General features: G+C 53.7%; 31 protein-coding genes. 15 read left to right on the top strand and 16 right to left on the bottom strand.

What is annotated here, in order from left to right; translation table 11 throughout:
- The first annotated feature begins 104 nt into the window (after positions 1-104).
- Together ACQ86N_RS06135 and ACQ86N_RS06130 are read left to right on the top strand one after the other, a co-directional pair.
- A complete protein-coding gene (locus ACQ86N_RS06135; RefSeq protein WP_431214409.1) occupies positions 105-566 on the top strand; it encodes an OsmC family protein in 462 nt (153 codons plus the stop codon).
- 9 nt (positions 567-575) lie between these two features.
- The gene (locus ACQ86N_RS06130) at positions 576-1,739 is read left to right on the top strand and encodes a trans-sulfuration enzyme family protein (protein WP_431214408.1); all 1,164 of its coding nucleotides are present in this window, start codon (positions 576-578) and stop codon (positions 1,737-1,739) included.
- Positions 1,740-1,811: 72 nt separating this feature from the next.
- Here ACQ86N_RS06130 and ACQ86N_RS06125 read toward each other — a convergent pair whose 3' ends face one another.
- The 3 genes from ACQ86N_RS06125 to tgt form a co-directional block, all read right to left on the bottom strand.
- A complete protein-coding gene (locus tag ACQ86N_RS06125; RefSeq protein WP_431214407.1) occupies positions 1,812-3,137 on the bottom strand; it encodes a citrate (Si)-synthase, eukaryotic in 1,326 nt (441 codons plus the stop codon).
- A 79-nt stretch (positions 3,138-3,216) separates the two neighbouring features.
- On the bottom strand, positions 3,217-4,311 hold the full coding sequence (locus tag ACQ86N_RS06120; protein ID WP_431214406.1) for an LptF/LptG family permease: 1,095 nt from the start codon (positions 4,309-4,311) through the stop codon (positions 3,217-3,219).
- A 45-nt stretch (positions 4,312-4,356) separates the two neighbouring features.
- Complete coding sequence (gene tgt / locus ACQ86N_RS06115) at positions 4,357-5,496, bottom strand: tRNA guanosine(34) transglycosylase Tgt (RefSeq protein WP_431214405.1); 1,140 nt, start codon at positions 5,494-5,496, stop codon at positions 4,357-4,359.
- A gap of 133 nt (positions 5,497-5,629) precedes the next feature.
- On the opposite strand from tgt, the gene ACQ86N_RS06110 reads away from it, so the two are divergent.
- The 8 genes from ACQ86N_RS06110 (at position 5,630) to ACQ86N_RS06075 (ending at position 10,411) form a co-directional block, all read left to right on the top strand.
- Positions 5,630-6,772: a glycosyltransferase gene (locus tag ACQ86N_RS06110; RefSeq protein WP_431214404.1), complete on the top strand. Its 1,143-nt coding sequence runs from the start codon at positions 5,630-5,632 to the stop codon at positions 6,770-6,772.
- Positions 6,773-6,860: 88 nt separating this feature from the next.
- On the top strand, positions 6,861-7,124 hold the full coding sequence (locus ACQ86N_RS06105; RefSeq protein WP_431214403.1) for a hypothetical protein: 264 nt from the start codon (positions 6,861-6,863) through the stop codon (positions 7,122-7,124).
- A complete protein-coding gene (locus ACQ86N_RS06100) occupies positions 7,111-7,224 on the top strand; it encodes a polysaccharide deacetylase family protein (protein WP_431217293.1) in 114 nt (37 codons plus the stop codon). The genes ACQ86N_RS06105 and ACQ86N_RS06100 overlap by 14 nt, the downstream gene beginning before the upstream one ends.
- Complete coding sequence (locus ACQ86N_RS06095; RefSeq protein WP_431214402.1) at positions 7,212-7,655, top strand: hypothetical protein; 444 nt, start codon at positions 7,212-7,214, stop codon at positions 7,653-7,655. Before ACQ86N_RS06100 ends, ACQ86N_RS06095 begins: the two co-directional genes overlap by 13 nt.
- Positions 7,652-7,867 carry a hypothetical protein gene (locus ACQ86N_RS06090; RefSeq protein ID WP_431214401.1) on the top strand — a complete coding sequence of 72 codons (216 nt, stop codon included), beginning with the start codon at positions 7,652-7,654 and terminating at the stop codon, positions 7,865-7,867. The genes ACQ86N_RS06095 and ACQ86N_RS06090 overlap by 4 nt, the downstream gene beginning before the upstream one ends.
- A 57-nt stretch (positions 7,868-7,924) precedes the next feature.
- A complete protein-coding gene (locus ACQ86N_RS06085; protein WP_431214400.1) occupies positions 7,925-8,686 on the top strand; it encodes a glycosyltransferase in 762 nt (253 codons plus the stop codon).
- A 338-nt stretch (positions 8,687-9,024) separates the two neighbouring features.
- On the top strand, positions 9,025-9,504 hold the full coding sequence (gene rsmG, locus ACQ86N_RS06080) for a 16S rRNA (guanine(527)-N(7))-methyltransferase RsmG (RefSeq protein WP_431214399.1): 480 nt from the start codon (positions 9,025-9,027) through the stop codon (positions 9,502-9,504).
- A 388-nt stretch (positions 9,505-9,892) separates the two neighbouring features.
- Complete coding sequence (locus ACQ86N_RS06075; protein ID WP_431214398.1) at positions 9,893-10,411, top strand: LuxR C-terminal-related transcriptional regulator; 519 nt, start codon at positions 9,893-9,895, stop codon at positions 10,409-10,411.
- A gap of 205 nt (positions 10,412-10,616) precedes the next feature.
- On the opposite strand, the gene ACQ86N_RS06070 is transcribed toward ACQ86N_RS06075, so the two are convergent.
- From ACQ86N_RS06070 to ACQ86N_RS06025, 10 genes are all read right to left on the bottom strand, one after another.
- Positions 10,617-11,138, bottom strand: a complete 522-nt coding sequence (locus tag ACQ86N_RS06070) for a hypothetical protein (protein ID WP_431214397.1) — start codon at positions 11,136-11,138, stop codon at positions 10,617-10,619.
- A complete protein-coding gene (locus ACQ86N_RS06065) occupies positions 11,108-11,503 on the bottom strand; it encodes a hypothetical protein (protein WP_431214396.1) in 396 nt (131 codons plus the stop codon). The genes ACQ86N_RS06070 and ACQ86N_RS06065 overlap by 31 nt, the downstream gene beginning before the upstream one ends.
- Positions 11,500-12,546: a hypothetical protein gene (locus ACQ86N_RS06060; RefSeq protein ID WP_431214395.1), complete on the bottom strand. Its 1,047-nt coding sequence runs from the start codon at positions 12,544-12,546 to the stop codon at positions 11,500-11,502. The genes ACQ86N_RS06065 and ACQ86N_RS06060 overlap by 4 nt, the downstream gene beginning before the upstream one ends.
- Before the next feature lie 3 nt (positions 12,547-12,549).
- On the bottom strand, positions 12,550-13,011 hold the full coding sequence (locus ACQ86N_RS06055; RefSeq protein WP_431214394.1) for a PepSY-like domain-containing protein: 462 nt from the start codon (positions 13,009-13,011) through the stop codon (positions 12,550-12,552).
- A gap of 163 nt (positions 13,012-13,174) precedes the next feature.
- A complete protein-coding gene (gene rsmI, locus ACQ86N_RS06050; protein WP_431214393.1) occupies positions 13,175-13,744 on the bottom strand; it encodes a 16S rRNA (cytidine(1402)-2'-O)-methyltransferase in 570 nt (189 codons plus the stop codon).
- A gap of 8 nt (positions 13,745-13,752) precedes the next feature.
- The gene (purS, locus tag ACQ86N_RS06045) at positions 13,753-13,998 is read right to left on the bottom strand and encodes a phosphoribosylformylglycinamidine synthase subunit PurS (protein ID WP_431214392.1); all 246 of its coding nucleotides are present in this window, start codon (positions 13,996-13,998) and stop codon (positions 13,753-13,755) included.
- A gap of 6 nt (positions 13,999-14,004) precedes the next feature.
- A complete protein-coding gene (locus ACQ86N_RS06040) occupies positions 14,005-14,811 on the bottom strand; it encodes a CDP-alcohol phosphatidyltransferase family protein (RefSeq protein ID WP_431214391.1) in 807 nt (268 codons plus the stop codon).
- Between the two features lie 27 nt (positions 14,812-14,838).
- On the bottom strand, positions 14,839-15,153 hold the full coding sequence (locus ACQ86N_RS06035) for a M24 family metallopeptidase (RefSeq protein ID WP_431214390.1): 315 nt from the start codon (positions 15,151-15,153) through the stop codon (positions 14,839-14,841).
- A gap of 38 nt (positions 15,154-15,191) precedes the next feature.
- The gene (locus ACQ86N_RS06030) at positions 15,192-15,806 is read right to left on the bottom strand and encodes a M24 family metallopeptidase (protein WP_431214389.1); all 615 of its coding nucleotides are present in this window, start codon (positions 15,804-15,806) and stop codon (positions 15,192-15,194) included.
- Positions 15,701-16,138 carry an aminopeptidase P N-terminal domain-containing protein gene (locus ACQ86N_RS06025; protein WP_431214388.1) on the bottom strand — a complete coding sequence of 146 codons (438 nt, stop codon included), beginning with the start codon at positions 16,136-16,138 and terminating at the stop codon, positions 15,701-15,703. Before ACQ86N_RS06025 ends, ACQ86N_RS06030 begins: the two co-directional genes overlap by 106 nt.
- 192 nt (positions 16,139-16,330) lie before the next feature.
- On the opposite strand from ACQ86N_RS06025, the gene pckA reads away from it, so the two are divergent.
- The gene (pckA, locus tag ACQ86N_RS06020; protein ID WP_431214387.1) at positions 16,331-17,974 is read left to right on the top strand and encodes a phosphoenolpyruvate carboxykinase (ATP); all 1,644 of its coding nucleotides are present in this window, start codon (positions 16,331-16,333) and stop codon (positions 17,972-17,974) included.
- A gap of 212 nt (positions 17,975-18,186) precedes the next feature.
- Here the strand turns inward: pckA and ACQ86N_RS06015 are convergent, their stop codons facing one another.
- On the bottom strand, positions 18,187-18,822 hold the full coding sequence (locus tag ACQ86N_RS06015) for a deoxynucleoside kinase (RefSeq protein WP_431214386.1): 636 nt from the start codon (positions 18,820-18,822) through the stop codon (positions 18,187-18,189).
- A 21-nt stretch (positions 18,823-18,843) separates the two neighbouring features.
- Positions 18,844-19,851, bottom strand: coding sequence for a tryptophan--tRNA ligase (gene trpS, locus ACQ86N_RS06010; RefSeq protein WP_431214385.1), 1,008 nt, complete (start codon positions 19,849-19,851; stop codon positions 18,844-18,846).
- A 44-nt stretch (positions 19,852-19,895) separates the two neighbouring features.
- Here trpS and gatC point away from each other — a divergent pair, with 44 nt between their 5' ends.
- The 4 genes from gatC to ACQ86N_RS05990 all read left to right on the top strand — a co-directional run bounded on the left by gatC (position 19,896) and on the right by ACQ86N_RS05990 (position 21,626).
- On the top strand, positions 19,896-20,189 hold the full coding sequence (gene gatC / locus ACQ86N_RS06005; RefSeq protein ID WP_431214384.1) for an Asp-tRNA(Asn)/Glu-tRNA(Gln) amidotransferase subunit GatC: 294 nt from the start codon (positions 19,896-19,898) through the stop codon (positions 20,187-20,189).
- 110 nt (positions 20,190-20,299) lie between these two features.
- A complete protein-coding gene (locus ACQ86N_RS06000; protein ID WP_431217292.1) occupies positions 20,300-20,959 on the top strand; it encodes an ABC transporter ATP-binding protein in 660 nt (219 codons plus the stop codon).
- A gap of 32 nt (positions 20,960-20,991) precedes the next feature.
- Positions 20,992-21,315: an ATP:cob(I)alamin adenosyltransferase gene (locus ACQ86N_RS05995; protein WP_431217291.1), complete on the top strand. Its 324-nt coding sequence runs from the start codon at positions 20,992-20,994 to the stop codon at positions 21,313-21,315.
- On the top strand, positions 21,231-21,626 hold the full coding sequence (locus ACQ86N_RS05990; RefSeq protein ID WP_431217290.1) for an ATP:cob(I)alamin adenosyltransferase: 396 nt from the start codon (positions 21,231-21,233) through the stop codon (positions 21,624-21,626). Before ACQ86N_RS05995 ends, ACQ86N_RS05990 begins: the two co-directional genes overlap by 85 nt.
- A gap of 41 nt (positions 21,627-21,667) precedes the next feature.
- Here ACQ86N_RS05990 and ACQ86N_RS05985 read toward each other — a convergent pair whose 3' ends face one another.
- Positions 21,668-22,324, bottom strand: coding sequence for an ABC transporter ATP-binding protein (locus tag ACQ86N_RS05985; protein WP_431214383.1), 657 nt, complete (start codon positions 22,322-22,324; stop codon positions 21,668-21,670).
- Between the last annotated feature and the right edge of the window lie 305 nt (positions 22,325-22,629).

The raw sequence follows: 22,629 nt of genomic DNA, 5'->3' as shown, positions 1-22,629 counted from the left end.
CGGAAAAATATGGGGCATTTCCGGTAATTTATTTACGTCCGTCCTTCGGACAAACCACCTCCGGCGGTTTATGTGTACTTTTGTAAAAAATAGCATTTTATTATATGGTACGGATTCAGCTAAGCAGGGTCAACGGAGACTTTGGATTTGAAGCAAAAGACGCTTTTGGACATATTGTGCGAATGGACAGCACCCCCGAATCGGGCGGCGAAGACTTTGGCGTCCGCCCCATGCAGATGCTCCTGATGGGGCTGGGTGGCTGCAGCGGCATCGACATAGTATCCATTCTGAAGAAACAAAGACAGACGGTCACAGGATTCGACATGTCCATCGAAGGACACCGCGAACACGGCAAGGAACCCTCTCTCTGGACCAACGTCCACATCGTGTTCGAACTAAAAGGCGACATCGACCCCGACAAGGCAAAAAAGCCTGCGAGCTCTCAATGGACAAATACTGCTCTGTGGCAGCCACCCTCCGCGAAGGACACACCAGCATCACCTGGGGCGTCACCGTCAACGGAGCCCACGCCTACTCGACCAAAGCAGCAGTGTAAACATCAATAAAAGAACTTCATGTCACGTCATCGCATTACAGACGCCATCCGCATCCGTTCAGACCGTACCAAAGACCGCGAACACTCCTCGCCGCTCTACCTGACCAGCAGCTTTGCCTTCGACGACGCCGAACAAATGCGCGCTACCTTCGCCGACGAGAACGACGACTATATTTACAGCCGATTCAGCAACCCCAGCGTCCAGGAATTTACCGACCGGCTCGCCGCCCTCGAAGGCGCCGAAGACGGCTTCGCCACGGCCTCTGGGATGAGCGCCATTATGGCAACCTTCCTCGCCTTCCTCAAACAAGGCGACCACTTGCTCTGCTGCAACGCCATCTTTGGCAGCACGCATGGAGTAATCACCAAATATCTTCCAAAATATGGCATCGGGTATACCTATGTGGACGGATCCAACCCCGCTTCCTGGGAAGCCGCGGTAAAACCCAATACCAAAATGTTCTTTTTGGAGACCCCCACCAACCCGGGCCTGGACATAATAGACCTGGAAGCCGCGGGCCAGCTGTGCAAAAAACACAACCTGATTTACAACGTCGACAACTGCTTTGCCACACCCATCGGCCAGACACCCATCGACTTCGGCGCCGACCTGGTAGTCCATTCCGCCACCAAATGGATCGACGGTCAGGGCCGCGTACTCGGCGGCGCTGTCGTAGGTAAGAAAGAACTTATAAAAGATGTCTACCTCTTCTGCCGCAGCACCGGCCCCGCCCTGTCTCCCTTCAACGCATGGGTACTCAGCAGAAGCCTCGAAACACTCGACGTACGAATGGAAAGACATTCCTCCAATGCGCTCCATATCGCAACAGCGCTCGAAGGACATCCCGCTATCTCCTCACTGAAATATCCCTTCCTTCCCAGCCATCCCCAACACGCCATCGCCATCCGCCAGATGAAAAATGGCGGCGGTATCGTCTGCTTTGAACTGAAAGGCGGACTCGCCAGCGGCAAAAGCTTCCTCGACAAGCTCAAAATGCTGTCCCTCACCGCCAACCTCGGCGACACTAAAAGCATCGCCTCACATCCGGCCAGCACGACCCACGCCAAACTGACCGATGCAGAACGGGCCGCCGTCAATATCACCCCGGGACTCATCCGCATCTCAGTCGGACTCGAGCACCGCGACGATATCCTCCAGGACATCCTTCAGGCTCTAAAATAATTCACCGCCCAGGCAGCTCCAAAATAAAAGAGGTCCGGGCTACCCGGACCTCTTCATTTATCATCAAAAAATTTAGTCTCCCCAGATCTCTCCTTCCCCCTTTAGCCAATCCTTCACCAGCTCAGTCGTTACCGACTTCGGCCTTTCCAGCGGGAAACCAAGAGCACGGTCCCAGCACAAGCTGGCCAGTACTCCCAGCGCACGGCTCACCCCAAACAACACCGTATAGAATTCATATTCAACCAGCCCGTAGTGCACCAACAGCGCTCCGCTGTGCGCGTCCACATTCGGCCACGGGTTCTTGATCTTACCCAACGACTGCAGTATCGGCGGCACGGTCTCATAGATATTCCAGACCGTCTGCACCAGCGGATCGTCAGGCATATGCTTCTTGCCAAACTCCATCTGCGCGGCAAATCGGGGATCTGTCTTCCTCAGCACCGCATGACCATAACCCGGCACCACCTTCCCCTCATTAAGCGTCTTCTTTACATAGGCCTCTATCTGCACATTACCGGGCAACTCTACTCCCAACTCTTCCCGCATCTCCAGTATCCATTTGATCACTTCCTGATTGGCCAGACCATGCAGAGGGCCCGCCAGACCATTCATCCCCGCTGCCAGACTCAGATACGGATCGCTAAGCGCCGAACCCACCAGATGCGTCGTATGCGCGCTCACGTTGCCGCCTTCATGGTCGGCGTGTATCGTCATATACAACCGCATCAGCTCACGGAAGGTCTCATCCTCGTAGCCCAGCATATGCGCGAAATTCCCCGCCCAGTCCAGCAGACCGTCAGGGTGAATATGATCCTCGTTCTTGTATTTCCTGCGGTAAATATAGGCTGCAACACGCGGCAGACGGGCGATGAGGTCCATCGAATCGTCAAATACCGCCTCCCAGTAGTCCTTCTTGGCCATTCCCTTCGCATATCGCTCAGCAAACTTGCTCTCGGTCTGAAGGGCCATAATAGCCACTACGAACTGCGTCATCGGATGGGAATCCAGCGGTAACGCTTCTATCGCCGCAAAGACATGATTGGGAACATGGCTTCTGCGCTGCCAGTTGGCCGTGATATCGTGAACATCATCATCCGACGGCAGCTCACCCAGCAACATCAGGTGAAACAATCCTTCAGGCAGAGGCTCCGTGCCACCATTGGCCTTCGGTAATTTCTGCTGCAGCTCCGGTATCGAATAACCGCGGAAACGGATCCCTTCCTGTGCATCCAGCAACGAGGTCTCGGTGACAAGCCCCGTTATCCCCCTCATCCCCTGATATATTTGTGAAAGCGTAACCTCCCCTATTTTCTTACTTCCATGCTCCTTTAATAATTCCTTGATCTCTGCCGCCACCACATCGGACGTTGACTTAAACCTTTCTTTTATAGTTGCCATAACGCTCTTTTGGTGGCTAAAGGTAGTGTAGGAATCGCGGAGGAGCAAATGAATTAGACCACTTTTAGATTAATTTAATCTATTTCGGCGCCCGGAGGTATAAAATACCGGCTACCCCGCTGAATATGATATTGGGCAGCCACGCGGCCAGCATCGGCGGCAGACTCCCCTTCGTTGAGAACGTCACCGCGAACTTGTCCATCACGACAAATATAGCCGCCATAACGATCCCTACGGCAAGATGCAGACCGCTCCCTCCCCTGATCTTCCGGGTGGCCAGGATAGCGCCTATCACAGCCATGATGATCACGGAAAAAGGCGTAGCATCCCGGTGATACAACTCCACCTTGTAAGTATTCAACCCTTCCGTGCCCCTCACCTCCTCCATGTGGATGAACTGGTGCAACTCGGGTGTCGTCAGCTTGTCCTTCAGGTAGTCGTCCCTCCTCAGCTCTCTCGGCTGAACATTCAGATTGATATGCATACTGTCTGCTTTGGACAGGGACTCCTCCACTCCGTTGATATGCCGTTCGATAACGCCCGACAACCGCCAGTCCTTCTTTTGGGGATCCCACCGTACAGTCTCCGCGCGCACATTGTAGACAACCTTGTTGTTCTTCACCCGCTGCAGGAAGAAATTGCTGGCCGTCTTGTTTACCGTATCGTAATAGCGGAAGCCGACAAAAGTTGTCGGGTCTACGCGGAGATAGAAATTATTGTTCCGGTATGGATCACCGTTGTAGCTGCTGTTCCGGTCCACGTACACAGCCTGGAAATCCGTCCGTATCTCATTGGCCCTCGGCACCCAATACTGACTGGCCAGCCAGAAGATGAGCGACAGGAATACCGAACCGATGATAAAAGGCCTCAGCATCCGGTTGTACCGGACCCCGCCCGCCAGAATGGCAATGAACTCCGACCTCCCCGCCATCTTGCTGCTGAAATAGATGACGGCGATAAAGACCATCAGCGGATAGATCATCGACATGATAAAGGGGATGAACCCGATCCAGTAAAGCATCACCAGTTGCCAGCCGGTCAGCCCCGACCGGACAAAATCGTCGGCCTTTTCGCTCCAGTCGATCACCACCGCAATAGTGGTGATCACCACCATCGTGAATAAAAATGTTCCAAGGAATTTCTTGAGTATGTACCGGTCAAGTAGCTTCAACATGGCCAAATATATATAAATCTTTTAATTTCAATTCACTACAAAAGGTTAAAGCCGCCTCCGCAACAGTTCTGTCTGCTCGTTCTTCCACGCCACGAAATCTCCGCTCAAAATATGCTTCCGCGCCTCCTTTACCAAATGCAGATAGAACGCCAGATTATGCACACTCGCGATGGTCAGCCCCAGTATCTCCTTCGCCTTTATCAGATGCCTCAAATAGGCCTTACTGTAATAGTTGCTGATGCCGCTGTCGATCCCATCGTCGATTGGCGAGAAGTCCTTTTCCCATTTCTTGTTGTCGATATTGATCACCCCTTTCGACGTGAACAGCATCGCGTTTCGTCCATTGCGGGTCGGCATCACACAGTCGAACATATCAATGCCCAGAGAGATACACTCCAGAATATTCCAGGGCGTGCCAACCCCCATCAGATAGCGGGGCCGGTCTGCCGGCAGGTCCTCGCAACACGCCTGACAGATATCGTACATCTCCTGCTCCGGCTCTCCGACACTGAGCCCGCCAATAGCATTGCCCACCGCCCCTTTTCCGGCCACGTAGTCACACGAAGCCTTGCGCAGGTCACCGAAGACGCTGCCCTGTACGATGGGAAAAAGGTTTTGCGTATAGCCATACTTGTCCGGAGTCTCGTGAAAATGCTCCCAGCAACGGTCCAGCCAGCGATGAGTTAGACGCATCGACTTCTCCGCATAGACATAGTCGCAGGGATACGGCGGACACTCGTCGAATGCCATTACGATATCTCCCCCGATGGACCGCTGAATATCCATCACCTTCTCCGGACTGAAGAGATGCCGCGACCCGTCGATATGCGACTGGAATACCACCCCCTCCTCCTGTATCTTCCGCGTACCCGCAAGAGAGAAGACCTGATATCCGCCGCTGTCGGTCAGGATCGGCCTGTCCCAGCCATTAAAACGATGGAGACCGCCGGCCGCCTCCAGAACTTCCAGACCTGGCCGCAGGTACAGGTGATAAGTATTCCCGAGTATGATCTGCGCCTGAACGTCTTCCTTCAGTTGCTGCTGGGTCACCGCTTTTACGCTGCCCACCGTACCCACGGGCATAAAAATGGGCGTCTGAATACTGCCATGATCGGTCGTGATCGTACCCGCCCGGGCCGCCGAATGCGGGTCCTTTCCGCTGAGCTCAAATTGTAGTGCTGCCATGATTTGTGGCGCAATTTACAGCATCTACCCAATCCCCCGGTTTCAAAATATATAAGTTAATGGTTATCAATACCTAATTTTGTCTGAAAAATCCCTTTTTCCATATTATTTTTGGGCACCCTAAATGATGCGAATGGCAATACTTTTAACTATACTTTGGGTCCTCTATCTCCTCCTGCAGGCATTCCTTGCTTCCTTCCTCATCCAACCCTTTGTCCTTTTCCTTCTATATGGAATAACAAAAGGTTTTTCGCAGAAAAAACCCGCGGCGGCGCCACTCAAAAATTATCAGTTTGGCATCATCGTCACCAGTCACCAGGATACCACCTTTTTACGGCCGATCGTCGACTCCCTGCAAAAACAGGCCTACAGCAAGTTCAACGCCTATCTAGTAGCGGACGACTGCGATATCAGCGACCTCCATTTCGACGACCCGCGCATCCACCTGCTGAGGCCGGAGGAAGCCCTGCACTCGAAGACAAGATCGATCCACTACGCACTCGCCCGCTTTCAGCCGGCTGACGAAGTCCTGATCATCTTCGACCCGGACAATCTGGTACATCCCAAATTTCTGGAAGAACTGAACGCATGGTACAACAAAGGATACAAAGCCGTCCAGGGCAACCTGTCCTCGAAGAACGTCGGTGGCACATACGAAAAGATGGACAGCGCCGGAGCGATCTTCAATACCTTCATCGACAGGGATAGCCGGACCGCCCTCGGCCTGTCGACAAATATCTGGGGCACCGGCGTATCTGTCGACAGAGCGCTCTACGAACAGATCCTGTATGACAATAGAAGCCGGGTAGGCGGCTTTGATAAAAAGATGCAGGCCGAGATCGCCAAACGGGTTCACCGGATCGGCTATGCCTCCGAGGCCATCATCTACGACGAGAAAGTCGAAGACGCACACAATCTGGAAAAGCAGCGCAACCGCTGGATCAGGGCCTACTTTAAATTCCTCTCCGAAGCCTTTGACCTGTTCTTCTACGGCGTCAGGAGATTTGACTTCAACCTCGCCTACTTCGGCTACAACCTGACCCGGCCGCCCTATTTCCTCCAGATGCTCATCGCCTTTTTCTTTATCGTTGTCAATTTCTTTATAAGTAAATGGCTTTCGGTCGCCTGGCTCGCCGCTGTAGGGCTCTTTGTCCTCTCCTTTATCGTGATCTGCACGACCATGGCGCGGGACAAGGACTCCGTCGAAAGGTGTATGGTATATGCCTCTGTTCTTCTTTCATCAGGTACGCTCGTTCTTCCGCCTGGGACAAAGTAAGAACGCCTTCCTCAAGACCGACCATAGCAAAGTTTTGTATATAGACGATCTTCTCAAGCCATGACATCAGCAATAAAACGGATCGCTTTTGCGAGGCGTCTCCTCCCTGAATATTCAATGGCTGAAGAAAAAGTCGGGCCTCGGCGTGGTCAGCCCCTTTTCATCACCTCGGTGTCAGACGAGCCCGTCCCCTCGGATCGACAAACTCTACGGCTACAAGAACTCCCGGCAGTTTGAGACGGACCTGGACTGGCTGCTCCGGAACTTTCGCCCCCTGAGTCTTGATCAGGTAGCCGAACAGGCACAGAGGCGGTCGCCCTTTCGCGGAAAAAGGATTTCTGATCTGCTTTGACGACGGCCTACGGCAGGTATACGAGACGGCAGCGCCGATCCTCCTACGAAAAGGAGTGCCCGCAGCATTCTTCCCTCAACCCGGCCTTTGTCGACAATAGGTCGGTCTTCCATAATTTCAAAAAGCCTGATCCTCGACAGGTTCGACCGGATGACCATCACACCGGGCCTACTGAAGACGGCCGGCGATATACTCGGCATACAGGCTACGACCGCCGACCAGCTGAGAACGGGCATCGTCAGCGTGAACTACCTCAACAGACAGCTGTTCGACGGACTGGCGCCCCTTTTTGACCTCGATTTTGAGAACTTTCGCAAGGAACAAAAGCCCTTCATGGATAAGGCCCAGATACGCCGGTTGATAGCGCAGGGCTTCTCCGTCGGCGCCCACAGCATCGACCACCCCCTCTACTCTCTGGTGCCCCTCGCCGAGCAGCTGGAGACAGACCAGGGAATCCACGGCCTGGGTACAGGGAGCAGTTCACCCCAAAATACAGGACTTTCGCATTCCCCCACGTGGACACAGGCGTGAGCAAGACTTTCTTCGACGAACTGGTCAACCCGGAAGTCCCCGAACTGGACCTTATCCTGGGAAACACCACCGCCATGCTCGAACCGAATCCGCGGGTTGTGCACCGGTTCATAGGTGAAAACCCTGACATTCCCATCGACCGGATGGTTAAGACGGTACTCTGTTACAATATCGCGCGCACGGCCTTCGGCAAACAATATATCCGGCGATAATTCGTACTTTCGTGCCTGTCGCGGGACCGCAGGCAGGCACCCGCCCCCAGAACACTTATGACTAAACTGTATTGGAGTTTCCCCTGGCTCGAACTGTTGTTTATTCTTTTTTGTCTGATCACCATAGTACAGCTGTTCTACTATGGCTGGTTCTTCAGAAGATTGGCGTTCTATACACCCAGGGATAAAGAGCAGTCCCAGCAACACCCCGTCAGCGTCATCATCTGCGCCCGCGATGAAGCCGCCCGCCTCGTAAACCATCTGCTGGGTGCGCTCGGTCAGACCTATACAAGCACACACGAAGTCATCGTCGTCAACCACAACAGCCAGGACGACACCCGGTTCCTGCTCGACGAATTTAAGAAGACATTCAAAGGTCTCCACATCGTCAACCTCGAACACGAAGCCATCGGGATCCCCGGCAAGAAATACCCGCTCAGCATGGGAATCAAGGAAGCCCGCTACGAGATCGTTCTTCTCACGGACGCGGACTGTTACCCCGCCAGCGAAAACTGGATGCACAAGATGCAGGACGGCTACCACAACGGAATAGAAGTAGTGCTCGGCTACAGCCCCTATAAAAAAGGCCCCGGCATACTCAATAAGATCATTCGCTTCGATACTTTTCATACCGCCCCTCCAGTACCTTTCCTACGCCCTCGCCGGCATTCCCTACATGGGTGTAGGCAGAAACCTTTCTTACAAGAAGGACGTGTTCTTCCCGCAACAAAGGCTTCTCCGCGATCAACCACGTACCGGGCGGCGACGACGACCTGTTCATCAACAAGGTGGCTACCAAAGAGAACACGACGATCGTGATCGACCCCGACACCTTTACGTTCTCCGAACCCAAAAGAACTTCGGTGACTGGTTCCGGCAAAAGGCCCGTCACTACACGACCGCCAAATATTATAAACCCCTGCACAAATTTCTGCTGGGCCTCTATTCCCTTAGTCACGTCCTCTTCTATCCGCTGCTGATCATCAGCCTCTTCTTCGACTGGCGGCTCACACTCGTGCTCTACGGCATACGCCTCGCCATACAGGGATATATTTTCCAGAAAACGATGCACCGGCTGGGAGAAGACGATCTCTTCCCTGGTGGTGGCTGCTCGATATCTGGATGTTCATCTATTACCTCATCTTTTCTGTCACGCTATGGAAAAAGCCCCGGAAGGCCTGGAAATAGTCCTGCAATACTTTGCCGACTTTACGCCTGCGCAGATCGGACAAATGGCCGCGCTCGGGCAACTCTATAAGGAGTGGAATGCACAGATCAACGTGATCTCCCGCAAAGACATCGACAGCCTCTATGAAAAGCACGTCCTCCACTCCCTCGCCATCGCGGCAGCCTTTGCGTTCACACCCGGTCAGGAGGTCATCGATATCGGCACAGGTGGCGGCTTCCCCGGCATCCCACTGGCCATCCTGTTCCCCGAGACCCGGTTTCACCTCGTCGACAGCATCGGCAAAAAGATAAAGGTCGTCGAGGCCGTTGCAGCGGGCGCAGGCATCAGCAATATCACCACCCGGCACACCCGCGCCGAAGAAATAAAGGACAGGAAATTCGACGTCGCCGTCTCCCGCGCCGTCGCCCCCTCGGAGAGCTCTGGTCCGGGCCCGCCCCCTTCTCCGTAAGCCAGCCCCTCAACGCCCGGGTGGACTGATCTGTCTGAAAGGCGGCGACCTGACCAGGGAAATAGCAGACAGCCATACCCGCCCCAGGATCATGGAGATATATGAACTTTTCCCCCAGGAGTATTTTAAAGAGAAATACGTCCTGCAGGTTCCTTTTTCGTAACCCCGCTCCCAACAAACCGCGTACCGCGGCAAAAAAGTTACCACTTCATGGTATTTTTTTAGCAAAATCCATCGGACCTTTGTCCCATGACTATATCTGTTTGCATTGTAGATGACAACAAAGACATCCGCTCTGCTCTCGAACAGATCATCCTGATGGCAGATGGGTATACCACTGGCTGGGTCCTTTGTAGACGCCGAAGAAGCACTGCAAAAGATTCCACTCGTGAAACCAAACGTCGTATTGATGGATATCAACCTCGGAGACGGAGAGAACGGAATTGATTGTGTACGACAGCTAAAACCGCTGTACCCGGAAATACTCTTCATGATGTGTACCATCTATGAAGAAGACGAAAAGATCTTTGAAGCCCTGAAAGCCGGCGCCAATGGGTATATCCTGAAAAAGACGGCCCCCGGCAAATTGCTCGACTCCCTCCGTGAACTGTACGAGGGCGGCGCCCCGATGAGCAGCCAGATCGCCAGGAAGGTCGTCAACGCCTTCCAGATAGGCGCCGCTACCGCCGACACCAGCGCCACCAGCGCCCCCGCCAAAGCCATCAGCATCCTCTCCAACCGGGAGAACGAGATCCTCGAACTCCTTGCCCAGGGCATGCTCTATAAGGAAATAGCCGGCAAACTCTTTATCAGCCAGGAAACGGTCCGCAAGCACGTATATCACATATATGAAAAACTACATGTGAACAATAGGGTCGAAGCCATTAACAAATTCTATGGCAGATAGGACGCGCGCAGCCTATTCGATAACAAAACTACCACAAAGTGGTATTGTTATACCCTGAAGGGTCATATACCTTTGTTTTATGGGCTGTTTGCATCAAGTACGATTAGTCATTTCACCTTATCCATCACGCGTAACAGAATGATTTGCAAAAAAAGAGGGAGCGGTATCGCTCCCCTTTTTATTTAGTTTCACTTTCATCTGAACTCTACCACTTCAACTCAAGTCTGTTATTTTTTCTATCGACGTCGGCCATGCGCTGACTCGGGTCGATATCCAGTACCACCATATCCGTGAGCCGGTGATTTATTTCAAATGTATAGGTCGGATGCGTCCACTTCCACGGCTCGAATACCGTCCTTGGAATGCCTGCATCTTCCACGGGCTTTGCCCCGAACTGCAAGTACTGGGGAATATACGCCATCTCCTTACTCCCGTCCTTGAATTGTATAAGGACATCCACCGGCATCGGCATCTTCCCCACCATCTTCAGCCGGACCTTCGTCTTTCCATTCTCTTCCCAAAGGCTGTCCACTCCGTAATCAATGGTCTTGGTCGTACTCACCCAGTATTCCTTATACCAGTCCAGCTGCTGGCCACTTACCCTTTCCGCCACCCGGACAAAATCACTCGCATTGGGGTGCTTGAATCTCCACGACCGGTAGTATTCCAGCAGTATCCTGTCAAGCACGCTGTCACTCACGATATAGCCCAGCTGTTCGAGGAACATCTCCCCTTCCCGTAGGAAGCGATACTGTAGGCAAAATTGGTATTGAAATGGTCGGCGTGCGTCGTCATCGGCTCTTCCAGTCCGCTTCTTACCAGTGCAAAATAGGCGTTGTATGCCGAAGCATGATACAGCGGAAGCTCTTCCTTTTCCCGCTCGATCACCTGCTGAAGACCCGCGTCGTTCGGATGCAGCCGTAGCCGCTCATGATAATAAAAGCTGTTCACCCTTGCCGCAGCATAGCTCGTAAACCCTTCGTCCATCCAGGGATACATCGATTCGTTGGTTCCCATCATCCCCTGATACCAGCTATGCATCCACTCGTGGAAGGCAGTGCCAAGCCCTGGGCCATTGATAAGCGTGCTCATCGGATATTCCATCCCCCGTCACCACCATGGACAAAGGAATACTGCTTGTAGGGATATTTGCCAAACGTCTTCTCTATAAAAGGCAACACCAGGACCGCGGCATCCGCCAGCTCGCTCCAGGCCGTGTCCGCCTTCGGATCACCGGAAGCATTCTTGTAAAGGACATTGATCACCGGTCCGTTGGGAACCCTGCGAACAAGATGCCTGTAGTCCGGATCCGCCGCCCACATGAAGTCGTGCACATTGGGAGCGATAAAATGCCAGCTCAGCCTGTCCCCCGCGGGCTGTACCGCCTTTGTCCCAGGCGCCTCATACCCAAACCCGATCTGCTGCGGATTCTGCAGATAGCCCGTGCCGCCCAGCATGTAGTGCCTGTCGATATTGATAGTGACGTCATAGTCCCCCCAGACCCCATAGAACTCACGGGCGACATAGGGAGTAGGATGCCATCCCTCATAGTCATACTCACACATCTTGGGATACCACTGGCTCATGGAATAGCGAACCCCCGTCTGCGGGTTGTCCCTGCCGCTACGGCGTATCTGCAGCGGCACCTGCGCCTCGAATTTCATCTGAAATACGACCGTTGCATGCGGCAGTATCGGCTTGCTCAGACCGACTTCGAGAATAGTCTCGTCGACCTTAAAGGTCTGCGGCGCGCCGTTCATGGTCAGCGAGATCACTTTTTGGTAGCCGACCTCGTCGGGGCTCAGGTGCTGGATACGATCCTTTACCCGGCTGTCCCAGTCCGGCTGCTCGCCACGGCGCCCGCCGATCATCACCTTCCCAAGCTCACGGCTGCGGCTATCCATCATACTGTTCGGCTGGAACGCATTCCAGTAGAGATGATAAAACACCCTTGAAAGCGTATCCGGGGAGTTATTGGTGTACGCAAGCGTCTGGTCACCCGTGAATCGGTTCGTCTGAACGTCCATTTTGACGTCCATCGTGTATTTCACCCGCTGCTGCCAGCGGTCGGGCTGAGCCTGCAAATAATTAAGCGACAGGACAAGTCCCGTCGCCAGAGCGATTTTATTTCTCATGGATTACAATGTATTTCCGTCCTTCAGTAACTGACCATCGGCGCTGAACAGCAGACTCCTCTTCTGAATATCGTTCTTCGCCGCCAGAAGGATATACTGCGTAACATTGCCTGGCAAATAACGAATGGTCACCGACCTGATCTCCCACTCGGTCTTATCCGCATACTTGCTCTTGGCCAACCCGTCCTTTACCGCAGAAGGCAAAGCGTCCTGGGTTATCTCCTTCGTCGTGTTCTGCCATTCACCCTTCTTATTGAACTTCGCCACTTCCTTCCCGTTATCCGCAGTAAAACTAGCCTGATAGGTCCCGCCGATCTTGCTCGACCAGCTCACCGACTTTGCATTCGGATACCTGGTCTTAAAAGAATCGGTCACAACGCCGGGTACAGAACCGAACTGCGCGCTCGCGCCGACAGACGTCAGCAAAGAACCAAAGATAAGTGTCAGATAAAGTAGCTTCTTCATAAAAACATATATTTAGGTTATAGTTCACTTATTCATCTTCGTCCTCTTCCACCCGCTGTTTCCTCCCCCGGACACCCCCTCGATAACGATCACTATCTCGCCCTTTACACCCCTTTCTTTAAAATGATCGCATACCTCGCGCAGCGTACCCCGCCTGTTCTCCTCATAGATCTTCGTCAGTTCTGCGGCTGACGCAACACTGCCGCTCCGCCCCGAAATATACAGCCAGCTCCTCGAGGGTTTTCACAAGCCGCACCGGCGACTCATACAATACGATCGTCCTCTCCTCCGTCGCCAGCTGCTTCAGCACAGTCTGCCTTCCCTTCTTCGGCGGCAGAAAACCTTCGAAGCAAAAACGGTTCATCGGCAATCCGCTGTTGACCAGCGCCGGGACAAAAGCAGTAGCACCCGGCAGACACTCCACCTTCACCCCCACTTTGATACATTCCCTTACCAGCAAAAATGCCGGATCCGAAACACCTGGCGTCCCCGCATCCGTTAACAAAGCCATTTTTTTGCCCTGCAACAGCTGATCCACCAGGTGATGCAATACTTTATGTTCATTGTGTTGGTGATAAGGCGACAACGGCTTAATTATCTGGTAATGGTTCAACAACCTCGAAGAGTTACGCGTGTCCTCGGCAAGAACGAGATCTGCCCCCTTCAATACGTCCAGCGCCCGGAGCGTAATATCCTGCAGATTACCAATGGGAGAAGGAACTATATACAGCAAAACGACGACTAATTTACGGCTATCTCGAAGTACTCCATGACAGGGTTGGCCAGCAGCTTACGACCCGCCTCTTCCGCAATAGACTTCGCCTCCTCGGCAGTTGCAGCCTCTATCTGCAGCGAAATGCTCTTCCCGATGCGTACATCGCTGACACTCCTGATCCCGAGATTCTGCAATCCACCCATCACCGCCTTACCCTGCGGATCCAACAGCTCTTTTAGCGGCATAACTTTTACCTGAACAGAAAAGGTCATGATATTTTATTTTAAATTATCCCCGGCTTGTTCCGGCCGGGCGCCAAAACTACGCATTTTTTTGGCTGTCAGTAAAGATACAATTATGTAAAGTATGAATACCAACGGTACAGCCAGCCAGCGGAAGAACACGGCCGATAGCACGGCCAGCGCCAGTAAGACCAGCTTGGGCATATTGCCTTTGAACGAATAATCCCTGAACTTCAGGGCCATCAGCGGCAGCCTGCTGACCATCAGCCAGGCAACCAGCAGGATCAGCGCGTACAACACCCACTTATTCGCCAGAGCCGCCTCCACCGTGGGACTGGTCGTATACCAGGAGATCAACGGCAGCGAAGCGATCAGCAGCCCCGCAGCCGGAGTAGGTACCCCCTTAAAACCGTACTGCTGAGAAGTGTCCAGATTGAACCGAGCCAGCCGGTAAGCCGCCGCACAGGGGAACAACAGGGCAGGAAGAAGATATACGATCGATACGTCAAGCCCGTTCTCCTGTCCCGCAAAGCTCATCCGCAGCAGTTGATACAGGATCATCCCCGGCGCGACGCCAAAACTCACCAGATCAGCCAGCGAATCCAGCTGCTTGCCCATCGGAGAAGTAGCATTGAATATTCTTGCAACCAGCCCGTCCAGAAAGTCTACCAGTGCCGCCAGCCCGATGAACAGCGACGCAACGCCTATCTTTTCCGGCATGCTGATATACTGCGCCCCCTCGGGACCCGTAAGTACAGTAATTCCATTCTGAAGGATCAGGATCACAGCGATACATCCGAAGAACAAATTGAGCAGTGTGAACAGGTTCGGTATACTTTTCATTCGTAAATATATATCTTTTTCAATGATTCACTTCCTCCCGGCCATCACCCTTTCGATCTCCTCCACCGTTATCGGTATCTTCTCCATTAGGTCCCTATTCCCATCCGCGGTGATCCACACGTCATTCTCGATACGGATCCCCAGCTGCTCTTCCTCGATATAGATACCAGGCTCGACCGTCAGCACCATCCCCTGCTTCAACGGCTCGCTGCGCGGCCCCAGGTCATGTACGTCGATACCCAGATGATGAGAAACGCCATGGTACATGTATTTAAAATAAGCCGGACTTTCGGGCGTCTGGTTCCTGACGTCGGATTCACTCCAGCAATCCGATACGTACAAACGCCTTGTTCGCTTCTTCCCCCATCCGCTTGTGATAATCAGCAAGGCTGATCCCAGGCTTTAACAAGCTCTTTGCAAAACGATGAAGGTCCAGACAGGCATTGTATACCCTCCTTCTGCCTTTTGGTAAACTTTCCGCTCACCGGCACCGTCCTCGTCAGATCGGCGCAATACCCTCCGTACTCTGCGCCGAAATCCATCAGCACGAGCTCGCCATCCTTACACTCCTGATTATTGCTGATATAGTGCAACGTTCTCGCACGATCGCCGCTCGCAATGATACTGCTGTATGCAGGCCCCGAACTCCGCCGTGACAGGAATCCCCGGTAGACCTCCGCTTCTATTTCGTATTCCATCACCCCCGGCCTCATCATTCCCAGTACGTCCAGAAAGGTCGCGCCGGTGATGTCCGATGCCTCCTGCATCTGCGAGACCTCCAGCGCCGTCTTGACGGCCCTCAGCTCGCGCAGGACCTTCGCGCTCCGGCGGTAATTGTGTAAAGGATATTTCTCCTTCATCTCGCGGATATAGCGGTACTCCCGGGTGATCAGCGGCCCGCCTTTACGATCGTTCTCGTTGGAGTCGAGGTAAATGGTATCCGCCTGGTGCACCCGCTGCTGCAACAACCCATCCAGAGCGTCCAGCCAGACCACCGTGCCGATGCCGGAAACCTTCTTTGCCTCCTCAGCCCGCAGCCGGCGTGCTCATCCCATTTCTCCTTCAGCTCGTTCGGCCGGACCAGCACCAGCACCTCCCGGTACCTGGTATCCGGATGATCCGGAAAAAGCACGACCATGCTGTCCTCCTGAGTGATCCCGGACAACCAGAACAGGTCGCTGTTCTGCCTGAAAGAATAGTGCGCGTCCCCATTGGATGGCATTTCGTCATTGCTCACAAAAATAGCGATCGAGCCCGGCTCCATGGCCTGGACAAAACGCGATCGGTTGGCACTGAACAGCTCTGGAAGTATCGGAAAATATCTCATATTCAAATTTAGGTCTTCGCCCCCGGGGCCGACAAATTTATGGATTGATCATTAATTCCCCAGTTTCTCCCGAAACCACTTAAACTAACAATTGTTAGTTTGGCAATATTTTAACCAATGGTACGCCAGATTTGATAATTTCTAATTTTACCCCCTTTTTCCGGCAAGCTAATGAAAAATTTAATTTTAGCTTTGCCCCAAACAAACGATTGCTATCTATGTCAGTACCTGTTATTGCAGCCCCGGCCGACCGCCTGGCCAAGCTCGGTTTATACGTCGCAGACAAACTCCACTACCAATTACCGCCAGCGGAGCTCATCCAGACAAAGTCTCCGGAGAAGGGAAGGCGAACTCAATGACACGGGCGCCCTGGTCATTCAGACAGGTACTTTTACCGGCCGAAGCCCAAAAGACCGTTATATCGTGAAAGATGAGACCACCGCAGACGCCGTGCACTGGAATGACTTCAACCAGCCCATGGAAGAACACCATTTTGACACCTTCTTCGCGTCCATCCGCGACTGGCTCAACCAGCTGCCCGAGGTCTGGGTCCGCGACTGCTATGTCTGCGCCGATCCCCGTCACCGGCTCAATATCCGCGTGGTTAACGAAACTCCTTCGACCAACCTCTTTGCATATAACATGTTCCTCCGCCCCACGGAAGAAGAACTGGATAATTTTACACCCGACTGGCAGATACTCTTCGCACCCGGATTGCAGCTGGACGCCGCGGCATGCGGCACCCGCAGCCCGAACGCCGTAGCGATCTCCTTCCGCCACCGGCTGATCCTGCTAGCCGGCACCGGATATACCGGAGAGATCAAAAAGAGCATCTTCTCCATCCTCAATTTCATCCTGCCCCGCGAAAGAAAAGTACTGAGCATGCACTGCTCTGCCAACAAAGGCGCGGACGGCGATACGGCCATCTTCTTCGGCCTCAGCGGCACCGGCAAAACAACCCTCAGCGCCGACCCCTCGCGACTCCTCATCGGCGACGACGAACACGGCTGGACCACCGACAATATTTTCAATTTCGAAGGCGGCTGCTACGCTAAATGTATCCATCTGAAAGAAGACCGGGAACCCGAGATCTTCCACGCCATCCGGCCCGGCGCCCTGGTAGAGAACATAAGATTCTTCACCGGTTCCAACCGCATTAATTTCGAGGACGGCTCGGTCACCGAAAATACCCGGGTCTCCTATCCCCTGTCCTATATCGGCAATTCCCTCGAACCCTCAGTGGGCCCTACTCCAAAGAACATCTTCTTTCTGACCTGCGACGCATACGGCGTGCTGCCCCCCATCTCCCGGCTTACCCCCGACCAGGCCATGTACCAGTTCATTTCCGGCTATACCGCCAAGTTGGCCGGAACGGAGACCGGTATTACAGAACCCAAACCTACCTTCAGCGCCTGTTTCGGCGCCCCCTTCCTGCCCCTGCACCCCGGCCGCTATGCGGAGCTGCTCGGCGCAAAGATCAGACAACAGGGGGTAAAGGTCTGGATGATCAACACCGGCTGGTCCGGCGGCCCCTTCGGCAAAGGCAACAGGATCAACCTGGCCTATACCAGAGCGATGATCACCGCCGTGCTGGAAAACGCGCTGGACAACCTGGAATACCGGGCGCACCCCGTTTTTGGCGTGGCAATGCCCCTCAGCTGCCCCGGAGTACCGCCCGAATTGCTGAACCCGCGCCAGACCTGGCCGGATCCGGCCGCCTACGACCTGATGGCCGACAAGGTAGCCGGCTGGTTCCTTACCAATTTTGAAAAATACGCCTCCGGGGTCAGCTCAGAGATATTGGCGGCCGGTCCCCGACCCGGCGCTACCCTTTGACTACCCCTACCCCAGGGTCTAAATAACAAGAAAGCCGCCCGGCGCAGGCCGGGCGGCACATTAAAAATGAAAAAAAGGTTAAAAAACTTTTTTAAATTAAAAAGATTTTACAGAACTTGGCGTCTCAATCGACAATTGTAGTCTTCGATTGTTTGCCAAAACTAACTCCATCATCCCCGGTGGGGTTTTTATTTCCCCGCGGAAGCCGTCCCTCAGAACAGTCCATACAACTGCGAGTCGATCCTCGTGATGATCTCACCCAGATGCTCCTCATTCTCCGGAAACTTATTCTTGTCGATATCGATGATCAGCAACGGACCTTCCTTGTATCCCTCGATCCACTTGTTGTAAAAGTCGTTCAGCCGTTTCAGATAGTCCAGACGGATATTCTCTTCATATTCCCTCCCACGCTTTTGTATCTGCGCAACCAGCGTAGGCACCGACGCCTGCAGATAGATCAGCAGGTCCGGCGGCTGGACCATCCTTTTCAGGGTCTGAAAGAACTGGAAATAGTTGTTGTAGTCCCTCTTGCTCATCAGACCCATCTCGTGCAGGTTGGGCGCAAAAATGTGCGCGTCTTCGTAGATGGTACGGTCCTGTATCACCGTCTCCGTGCCGGTATGAATCTCCAGCAGCTGGTTCAGACGGCTGTTCAGAAAGAATATCTGCAGGTTGAAGGACCAGCGGGGCATATCCTCGTAAAAATCATTCAGATAAGGGTTGTGGTCGACGTCCTCGAACTGCGGTATCCAACGATAATGCTTGCTCAGCATCTCTGTCAACGTCGTCTTCCCGGCGCCGATATTCCCGGCTACTGCGATATGCTTAGGCTTCTTATTCTTTACCATGGTGTTTAGTTCAGCTAGTTTTTAGTAGTATTTAAGGCCGATCGCCTCCTTCGCCAGTTGAATAGTTACCGCGGCACTGGCCCTCGCCTTCGCCGCCCCCTGCTCCATGATCCGGCGCAGATAGACATCGTCATTCCGGATGGCTTCCGCCTTCTCCCTGATCGGCGCAATGAATTGCACCATACCCGCCGCCAGCTCTTTTTTCATATCACCATAGCGAATAGTACCCGCCTGATAGTCTGCCTCAAACTTCGACACGACATCTTCGGATGCCACCAGCCGCAGCAGCTGGAACAGACCCGCAACCGCCTCTGACATCGCGGCCCCCGGCTCGGCCGCACCGCTGTCTGTCTTTGCCCCCTTAATTTTTTTGACGATCATCTCATCGCTGTCCGACAAGTAGATCGTAGCCATCTGGTTCTCGCTTTTGCTCATCTTCCCCGTTCCATCCAGACTGGGCACCTTCGCCAGCGCCTCGCCAAAATTAAAGGCGTAGGCCTCCGGAAAAACCTCACCTCCATATCGATGATTGAACCGGTTTGCGTAGTTCCGCGCAATTTCCAGATGCTGCTCCTGATCCTTTCCTACCGGCACCAGCGTCGCCCTGTGCAACAGAATATCCGCCGCCTGCAGTACAGGATAGGTCAGCAACCCTGCATTTACGTTCTGCGGATGCAGCCGCACCTTATCCTTGAAAGTCGGCGTCTTCTCCAACTCACCAACATACGCCAGCATATTAAAGAACAGATAAAGCTCGGCGGTCTCCGGCACATGACTCTGGCAATAAAAAGCCACTTTGTCGGGGTCCAGCCCGCAGGCAATATTCTCAGCCATCACCCGCCGTACATGCCCCTTCAGGTCCCTGGTCTCACTAAGCGTCGTCAGAGCATGCAGATCGGCCACCATAAAGTAACAGGTATAGGAGTCCTGCATCCGGACATAGTTCCTCACCGCGCCAAAATAGTTGCCAAGGTGCAGGAATCCCGTCGGCCGGATGCCGCTCATAACGATTTCACGCTTTTTTTCCATAAGAACGGCGAAGATAAGTTATTTTTACCCCAAAGCACCTCCGCATGGAAGTCAATGATGCACTGATAGAAAATCTTTCCAGTCTGGCGCGACTCGAGTTTAATGCAAAGGAAAAGGAAGAGATAAAGAAGGATCTTCAGCGAATGATCCATTTCGTTGAAAAACTGGGCGAACTCGATACCACCGGTGTCGAACCGCTATTACATATGAGCCCGGAAATCAACGTCCTGCGGGAAGACCTTCCCCAGGGTTCCGTCAGCCGGAAAGAAGCCCTGTCCGCCGCGCCCGCGACCGACGGCGTCTACTTCAACGTCCCGAAAGTCATCCGCAAATCATGAATCGCTGACCCATGAACCCAACACCTGTAAACAGTTTTCCTGTGAATAATCCTACCACCCGTGCGGGGGTACCAATCATACACCTGGACAACATCCGGAAGAGCTATTTCATGGGTAAACAGGAACTCCCCGTCCTGAAAGGCGTATCCCTCGACATCTTCAAAAATGAATACGTTGCCCTGATGGGCCCCTCCGGATCCGGCAAGAGCACTTTAATGAATATTCTGGGCTGTCTGGATACACCTACGGCCGGCCGTTATATCCTCAACGGACAGGACGTAAGTAAAATGCCGGACGACAGCCTGGCCGACGTCCGCAATATCGAGATTGGCTTTGTCTTCCAGCAGTTTAACCTGCTTCCCCGGCTGACCGCCGCAGAGAACGTCGCCCTTCCCCTCGTCTACGCAGGCGTACCCCGCAAAGAACGCCACGAAAGAGCCCTCGCCGTCCTTGAAAAAGTGAGTCTGGCGGACCGTAGCCACCACAAACCCAACGAACTTTCAGGAGGGCAGAGCCAGCGGGTCGCCATCGCCCGCGCCCTGATCAACAATCCTTCGCTGATCCTTGCAGACGAACCCACAGGCAACCTCGACACAAAAACCTCTGTTGAAATTATGGATATCTTTACGAGTATACAGTCCGCCGGCAATACGGTCGTGCTCGTAACCCACGAAGAAGATATTGCCGCCTATGCCCACCGGATAGTGAGACTGCGCGACGGGCTCATTGAAAGCGACCGCAGGCGTGCCGCCGAAACCGTCGCCCCTTAGGCCCCCCATCCTCAAATCAACTCCATTCCACCATGGCTATGCGCATTTATACCAAAACAGGAGACAAGGGTTCAACCTCTCTGATAGGCGGCACCAAAGTCCCCAAAAGTCACCTGCGTATCGAGTCCTACGGGACGGTGGACGAACTGAATTCCTTTGTCGGTCTGCTCGGCGATCAACTCAGCCTGGCCGCCGCCCCACCTTCTTCCGGCCCCGCCGGATCCGCCGTCTCGTCACTTACCTACGCGGCCGCCCCCTCTTCTCCGATACGATCCCGGTCCTTCGCGACGTCCAGGACCGCCTTTTCACCATCGGCTCGTCCCTCGCCTGCGACCCGGAAAAAGAACCCAAACTAAAAATCCCCGATCTTAAAGAAGAAGATATCACCGCACTCGAAAAAGAGATCGACCGGATGGATGCCGTCCTTCCCCCCATGCGCTCCTTCCTCCTGCCGGGAGGCCACCTCGCCGTCTCAACCGCGCATATCGCACGTACCGTCTGCCGCCGCGCCGAACGCACCTGCGTCCGCCTGCAGGAAGAACAGCTGTACGTCGAACCCATCGTCATACGCTATCTCAACCGCCTGAGCGACTACTTTTTTCAACTTTCCCGCTACATCGCCCACGTCCTCAACGCCCCCGAAATTCCCTCGAAGCCCCGGATCTGATCCGGTCCCCGCCCCGCAGACCCCGTCCCCCCGGCCGGCCCCTACCCCTGCGCGATCAGCCCATCCTTCATGTGCAGAACCCGGTCGCTCATCGTAGCCAGCTCCTCATTATGCGTCACGATCAGAAATGTCTGCTTGAACTGTCTTCGCAGGTCAAAGAACAGCTGGTGCAACTCCTTCGCATTCGCCGAATCCAGATTGCCAGTCGGCTCGTCGGCAAAAACAATATCCGGATTATTGATCAGCGCCCTGGCTACCGCCACCCGCTGCTGCTCCCCGCCGGACAATGCACCTGGCTTATTCTCTACCCGGTGCCCGACCCTTAATGCCTCGAGCGGCTGCCGCGCCCTATCCTCGACTTCCCGCCGTTTCCTACCGGCAATCCAGCCAGGGATACAAACATTCTCCAGCGCGCTGAACTCCGGCAGCAAATGATGGAATTGAAACACGAACCCGATATGACGATTACGGAAGTCTGCCAGCGGGCGTCCCTTCAGGTCATGGATCTTCTTATCCCGTAAAAAGATCTCACCCTTTGCCGCTTCATCCAGAGTGCCAAGTATATGCAGTAAGGTACTTTTCCCTGAACCGGAAGGCCCCACAATACTCACAATCTCGCCTTTTTCGATCGAAACATCTACCCCTTTCAATACATGCAGGTTGCCGTAATATTTCTCTATTCTCTTGGCTGTTAACATACTATTTAGTTGTGGAATGTCGTTACTGTTCAACGCAAACCTACACGTTAGGACCCATATCAGGGGCATAAATTTGGAAAAATCCCGGCCGGACCGGGGTAAAAAGGTTTAATTTCAAACGGTATTTGGTGGTTTCGGATTTACAATTACTTTTGCGAAAAATTAAGAAAGATGTTTTGGACACTTGAATTAGCCAGCTACCTCGAAGATGCCCCCTGGCCGGCTACTAAGGATGAACTGATCGACTACGCTATTCCGTTCCGGTGCCCCCATCGAAGTCGTTGAGAATCTGCAAGAGCTGGAAG

Origin of the sequence: Puia sp. P3, assembly GCF_050632245.1 — a bacterium.
Taxonomy (GTDB): Bacteria; Bacteroidota; Bacteroidia; order Chitinophagales; family Chitinophagaceae; genus Puia.
Note: the sequence above shows the minus strand (reverse complement) of the source record. Positions and strands in the feature narration are given on the sequence as shown.